Genomic DNA, 3,155 nt, shown 5'->3' on the forward strand with positions numbered 1-3,155 from the left:
TGAGTTACTTGCAATGTTTTTATTTTATTTTGCTTGCTACATACTTTTATATAAAGGATTAGATCATCCTTATATGTGGGTGTTTTCAGCGATTTTATTTGCATGTAGTAATATGATTTTCCCAATGGGATTATTTCTTCCTATTTTTATCACGATATATGTATTATTAATTGAAGTGTTTCAATCAGCAACGAAACAAAAAGTGTTACTAAAGACGATAGGGATACTTATTCTGTTTTATAGTGCTCATTTTAGTGTGAATTATGGAATTAAGACAATGGGACTGTCACAATATACGATTACGAATGAGACGTATGTTCAATCTGTCTTAATTGGAAAAACGCAACGTGAGGAAAAAGTATCGAAAAATCAAAGTGTAACAGAGCATATTGATCAAAAGTTAAAAGAGATTGAGGGAGAAAGATTTAAACTTTTAGAACCGGTGATAAATCAGTTTTCAGATGAGGGAATAAATTCTATTCTTTTTAAATGTGAAAAACTGATATATATAGCGGTAACATTATTTATGACTATAGCTCTATTACACTTCCTTATTAAGAAACAACAAAACGAGGGATATATGTTGTTCTTATTGTTAATTAGCGGGTACGTATTGTTAAAGCTCTTCCAAGTCGATATGGCATATTATAATCTTATTGTGCCAGCATTGTTTATTTTGCAAAGCTTTGGTGTTTATATGAGTTATGTGTATTGTCAAAAAATATTCTTTAGAAAATAAAAAGAATCCAAATTGGATTCTTTTTTTTGATGGAAGATGAATACTAAGAGCTAGTAGAGATAAAAAATCTCTACTGTAATCGCTCTATCGGTTCAGTTCTAGTTGTAAACTATCAGCTGTTAGAGCCATTTTTGAGGAATCGTCTTGAATTCCTTTCATTACTTGTGAAATGGTTTCTAACTCATTTTCAATTTTTTTATTCTGTTCTTTTGAGTTAGACATGTCTTTTACGATTTCTTGGAAGTATTGATCCGTTGCAGACATACTATCAGTTCCTTCAGATACGAGAGAGCTAATTTGTTTCACGGAAGAAGAGACACGAACAATCTGTTCATTTGTTTTTTCAACGAGCTTTGTAACGTTAAATATAGATTCTTTCGTTTGCTCTGATAACTTTCTAATTTCTCCAGCTACAACAGAAAAGCCTTTGCCAAATTCCCCAGCACGCGCAGATTCAATTGCAGCGTTTAGTGCGAGTAAATTTGTTTGCTCGGCAATTGATTTTACAATATCTATAATTTCGTTAATTTTGTTAGAAATATCGAGAAGTTCATGTGTATCTGTAATAATCGTTTCCATGTTCGTTTGAATGTATTCCATTCGTTTATTTTGCTCATTTAATTGTTCTTTACCTTTATTTGCTTTTTCTTCTGATGTTGTAGCTAATGACGTACCTATTTTAGCAATTTCTACAATCGTTTCAGATTTAGCGGTTAACTGCTGAATAGAAGCACTTGTTTTTTCAGATACAGATGCTAGTTCTGTTGCAATATGCGTAATGGTCATAGCTGTTATTTCTTTTTCTTTTTCAAGTTCTTTTTGCATTCTTTCATATTCAGATTCATAAGACGCAATAACGAGTTCTTGTTCAAGAGTAAGTAATTTGTTTATTACGTTTATAGAATAAGAAAAATCGTCAATTGTTGTAATTTTCGTTTTTAAAATCTTCATGATAGAGCGGAATAATTCTTGATAAGCGGCAGTATACCATTTTCTATGTAACCCAATTTGTACATGTCTTTTTGCAATTCTAACACGTTGTTCAATAAAGTTTTCATGCATATCTCCGCTAAATAATTCTTTTATATGTGTTTTTAAAGTTTGCTTTAGTTTTGGAATAGAGCTATAACGTTCGATAATCGTAATTAAATTAGGCTGTTTTGTAATATTGGAATAGAATTTTTCAGTAATCCAATCAATTTCTTCATAAATAAAAGGCTGTAGTACCTTTACGATTTGTAAATCTTCTTTTGAAATATGTAGCATATCCATTTGAATTTTCAGTTCAGAATTAGTAGGAACGTTAAAAGTGATTTGTTGATTCTTACTTAATTCAAGTATACTTACGTTTGTTGTATTGTTATGTTTTTTAAAAACCCCAAGCATCGTTCTTCCCCCTGTTTGTAAAGCGTTTTCATTTTTGGTTCTAATATAATTATATATATTTATATACAATTACTCTATATTAGTGTGTAGAATAGTATATAAATTAAGAGAATTCCATATAGAATTCTCTTAATGACCTTTATTAATTTTAGCATGTGTTTTAAAGAAAACTGGGAAATGTACATTATATATGACAGTGACAACACGAATAATGAATGTTACTAATAAACAAACATAGAAAGCCAATACGTGTGCCCCCATTGCATATGTGATTAGGAAACTAATTGCCCCTAAAATAGAAGCGATGGCGTAAATTTCTTTTCGGAATACGTAGGGGATATCTTGAGCGCAAATGTCACGCAAAATACCGCCTCCAATACCTGTAATGACTCCCATTGAAACAACTAAAAATGAGGCGTCAACATGATGTGACATTGCCGCATTTGCACCAATAGCTGTAAAAACGCCTAAGCCAACGGCATCAGAAAGCATAATAACAACTTGAAGTTTATTGATACGCTCAAAAAACATACAAGTAAATAATGCTGATAATACGCTTACGAAAAAGTAAATGGGTTTAACAAATGCGACGGGAGGCAGGTTACCGATCATAATATCACGAATAATACCGCCGCCGAGCGCAGTAGCTACAGCTAAACAAAGGACACCGAATAAATCTAAATCTTTTTTTAAACCAACTAATGTACCAGAAATGGCAGCGGCGATAATGCCAAGAAACGTAAATATATCGATTAATAACATGGCCTTAATCCCTTCCTCTTAAAGATGTTCCAGAGAAAAAATATACACTAAAGTATTGGAAATAACAATTACTTTTCGCTACATGTAGAAAAACGGATAAAATACATAAAGAAAGCGTTTGAAAATGTTTGGAAAATAGCTATAAAGTAATTTGAAAAAGATATGAAAAGATTAATTTTACATTTTTTTGGCGTTACCTATTTGGTAAAATGTTACAATTATAGGTATGTTGTTTACATCTATATAAAATGATAAAAAAATATGTATA

2 protein-coding genes and 2 pseudogenes are annotated in these 3,155 nt (G+C 31.1%); 1 reads left to right on the top strand and 3 read right to left on the bottom strand.

Features of this window, described 5'->3' with window-relative positions; translation table 11 throughout:
* A pseudogene (locus MR083_RS26295) lies at positions 1–739 on the top strand (hypothetical protein); the annotation flags it as partial.
* Between the two features lie 84 nt (positions 740–823).
* Here MR083_RS26295 and MR083_RS28210 read toward each other — a convergent pair.
* From MR083_RS28210 to MR083_RS26305, 3 genes and pseudogenes are all read right to left on the bottom strand, one after another.
* Positions 824–1,564, bottom strand: a complete 741-nt coding sequence (locus MR083_RS28210) for a methyl-accepting chemotaxis protein (protein WP_373696332.1) — start codon at positions 1,562–1,564, stop codon at positions 824–826.
* Between the two features lie 63 nt (positions 1,565–1,627).
* Positions 1,628–2,125 (bottom strand): annotated as a pseudogene (locus MR083_RS28215) (protoglobin family protein); the annotation flags it as partial.
* A gap of 129 nt (positions 2,126–2,254) precedes the next feature.
* On the bottom strand, positions 2,255–2,887 hold the full coding sequence (locus MR083_RS26305; RefSeq protein WP_000924376.1) for a trimeric intracellular cation channel family protein: 633 nt from the start codon (positions 2,885–2,887) through the stop codon (positions 2,255–2,257).
* Positions 2,888–3,155: the final 268 nt, after the last annotated feature.

This window comes from Bacillus cereus group sp. BfR-BA-01408 (assembly GCF_022663305.1).
Taxonomy (GTDB): Bacteria; Bacillota; Bacilli; order Bacillales; family Bacillaceae_G; genus Bacillus_A; species Bacillus_A pacificus.

Coding starts and splice junctions, on each gene's coding strand:
- MR083_RS26305 (WP_000924376.1), bottom strand. CDS start 2,887: ATGTTATTAATCGATATATTTACGTTTCTTGGCATTATCGCCGCTGCC.
- MR083_RS28210 (WP_373696332.1), bottom strand. CDS start 1,564: ATGCAAAAAGAACTTGAAAAAGAAAAAGAAATAACAGCTATGACCATT.